This is a genomic window from Streptomyces sp. MnatMP-M17 (genome assembly GCF_900091995.1).
In the GTDB taxonomy this organism is placed as follows: domain Bacteria; phylum Actinomycetota; class Actinomycetes; order Streptomycetales; family Streptomycetaceae; genus Streptomyces.
This window is the reverse complement of sequence record NZ_FMDK01000908.1, coordinates 1-2,283: the sequence shown is the minus strand read 5'-3', so window position 1 is coordinate 2,283 and position 2,283 is coordinate 1. Positions and strand designations below refer to the sequence as shown.

4 protein-coding genes and 1 tRNA gene are annotated in these 2,283 nt (G+C 69.7%); 1 reads left to right on the top strand and 4 read right to left on the bottom strand.

All coding sequences use genetic code 11. From position 1 onward, the window contains the following. Window positions 1–130: 130 nt before the first annotated feature. From GA0115259_RS33240 to GA0115259_RS33230, 3 genes are all read right to left on the bottom strand, one after another. Window positions 131–313: a hypothetical protein gene (locus GA0115259_RS33240; protein WP_141716789.1), complete on the bottom strand. Its 183-nt coding sequence runs from the start codon at window positions 311–313 to the stop codon at window positions 131–133. Window positions 314–441: 128 nt separating this feature from the next. Next, complete coding sequence (locus GA0115259_RS33235; protein WP_093603833.1) at window positions 442–849, bottom strand: hypothetical protein; 408 nt, start codon at window positions 847–849, stop codon at window positions 442–444. Between the two features lie 17 nt (window positions 850–866). Next, window positions 867–1,418, bottom strand: coding sequence for a hypothetical protein (locus GA0115259_RS33230; protein WP_093603831.1), 552 nt, complete (start codon window positions 1,416–1,418; stop codon window positions 867–869). A gap of 150 nt (window positions 1,419–1,568) precedes the next feature. Here GA0115259_RS33230 and GA0115259_RS33225 point away from each other — a divergent pair. After that, window positions 1,569–1,643: transfer RNA gene (locus tag GA0115259_RS33225), tRNA-Met, on the top strand. Between the two features lie 266 nt (window positions 1,644–1,909). On the opposite strand, the gene GA0115259_RS33220 is transcribed toward GA0115259_RS33225, so the two are convergent. Then, window positions 1,910–2,191, bottom strand: coding sequence for a hypothetical protein (locus GA0115259_RS33220; protein ID WP_093603829.1), 282 nt, complete (start codon window positions 2,189–2,191; stop codon window positions 1,910–1,912). Between the last annotated feature and the right edge of the window lie 92 nt (window positions 2,192–2,283).

Sequence of the window (2,283 nt, the reverse complement as noted above, 5' to 3'; positions counted from 1 at the left end):
AACCGGCGGCTTGAGGCCGGACGTCGGTCCGGCCTGGTGCCGGCAGCACTTGCGGGCCGGCCGGGTTGGTGCGGGCTCGGCGACGACAGCCAGGCTGGCCCGCACCCGACGGCGGGCCGGCGCAAGTGGGCTAGGCCTGCCCAGCCCAGTCAGCCGGGCGCTGCGCGTAGTACGTACAGACCGGGCCCGCGTCGTCGTAGGTCACGGCCACGCTCGTGGCGTCCTTGGTGATGTACACCGGCTGCTCGCCGTAGGCGTTGCGGATCTCCTCTTCGGTAAGGGGGTCCGCGGCACGCAAGTCAGCCCGGTTCACACCGAACACGCTCACGCGGACATACCGGTACTCCATGACAACCTCCAGGGTCGGACGTGGTGCGAGCTCAAGAGACATGGGCGCAGAGGCCGATATCGACAGCGCCCCGGCGAGGGGGCCTGGCGTGATCAGGTCCGAGCCGTGGCGAAAGTCCACCAACCGTCGTACCCGGCGGGCAGGTTGGGGTAGTTCTCCAGCATCGGCTGGAGAACGGCCAGGTGCTGCTTCTGCACGGCGAGGGTGACGTTTCCCCAGTAAGAGGTGCCGTCCCAGCGGCCTTCGCAGTCGGGCCCGTACCGGCCGTCGTTGTGGGCGGCCAGGAACTCGGCGGCGCCGACGGGACGTTCGTGCTGGAAGTCCCAGAGGGTGCCGATGCAGGCGACGGTCAGTCCGGCGCGGCGCCGGAACCAGAGGGCGTTGATCCGGCCGCCGTAGTAGTGGGTCCCGTCGGCGCGATTGCGTTCCTCCACGCGGAGGCTGCCGAGGTCGACAGCGTGCGGCTTGCGGGAGATGACCAGCCGCTCTTCACGGATCACGTACGACTCCAGGGGGTTCAGCGGACGAGGAGGTGGATGTGGGTGTGCAGGGTGCTGCTCGTCGCGTATCGGGCATAGGCGCGCCCGGCGACCCGGTGGAACGTGACCTTCGCGCCGGGGTGCCGCTTGAGGACACCTTCCAGCGTGGTGCGCACGTCCGCGGGGCGAAGGCGGACCGGGAGCGCGGCGTTACGAAAGGTGCCCTGGTCGTCGCCGAGGAAGGACTGCGGCCGGCCTAGGTGGGCGATATACAGGGCTGCTCCGGACGCCGGGGCAAGTTGCAGACTGCGGATCTGTTCCACCGCAGTGCACTCGGTGCCGGGGAGGGGGGCGGTCACCGGCGGCAGGAAAGGGATCAGCAGCCAGTCTTCCCCCGCTTCCAGAAGGGCGCGCACCTGCTCGTCGGACCGGACAGTGACCTTCTCGGCCGTAGGGAACTCCTCCCACGCGCCTGGCGTGCGCAGGCCGCGCCACCAGGAGGCGCCATGCGGGCCGCGGACGCGGTCACCATCGGCGAAGCGCAACGGCACCGCCAGCAAGTCGGCGACGGGGGTGCTGTGCTTGGTCATCGGATGCCTCCACTTCGGCGTCGCCGCGCTGGCTAGATTCATTAATCTACCCCAAAAGAGCCCGACGGTCAAGCTTTATGTGTCATCTGGGTTGTGCTCGCAGGAAATCCGCGTCCGGCGCCCGGAGATGCCGTAGGGTGGTTGCACCGACGCGGGGTGGAGCAGCTCGGTAGCTCGCTGGGCTCATAACCCAGAGGTCGCGTGGTTCAAATCCCGCCCCCGCTACGAAGATCTGGCCCCCTGCCGACATTGCGTCGGGAGGGGGCCAGATTCGTGTACAGGTGCCCACGGCAGGAATTGAACCTGCCCGGTTGCACATGGCCCCGTGCGAAGAGCCGCCGTCTTCCCGGGCCTGTAGGGCCCTGAAGCGTGGACGTGAGGGGGCCGCCTTCGTCCTGGAGCCAGTAGCTCTTCTTGTGGCCGCGTTCGCGCGACCGCAGGAGCAGGGCTTGCCGCGTCACCGTGGGCGATGCGCGGCGCGCTCCTCCGGTTCAGGCAGGCGTCAGGCGCGAGGTTTCCACCGTCTCGGTGTAGCCGGGATGCCGGCGGGTGTGACGACGAGGGTCGGTCGTCTTGATGACCGTCAGCCCGCTGTCGCAGTGGTAGAGCACCTCGGCGCCGAAGGCGGCGTCCTCCCCCTCCCAAGCCGTGTGCTCGCCGGCGCTGATCGGGCCGTGGGCGACGCTCACGGCGCTGCCGTGGGGCAGCTGCTTCTGCTTCGCGGTCAGGGTGTAGGTGTGGCCGGCGTGGGCGTAGAGGACGGGATCCGGCATGACGACTCCCGAAGGGACGGGTCGGGCGGCGGGCAGCCGCCGGTCCCCCGGTGCGGCACGAAGCCGCGGGGGACCGGCGGGGGGTCGGCGAT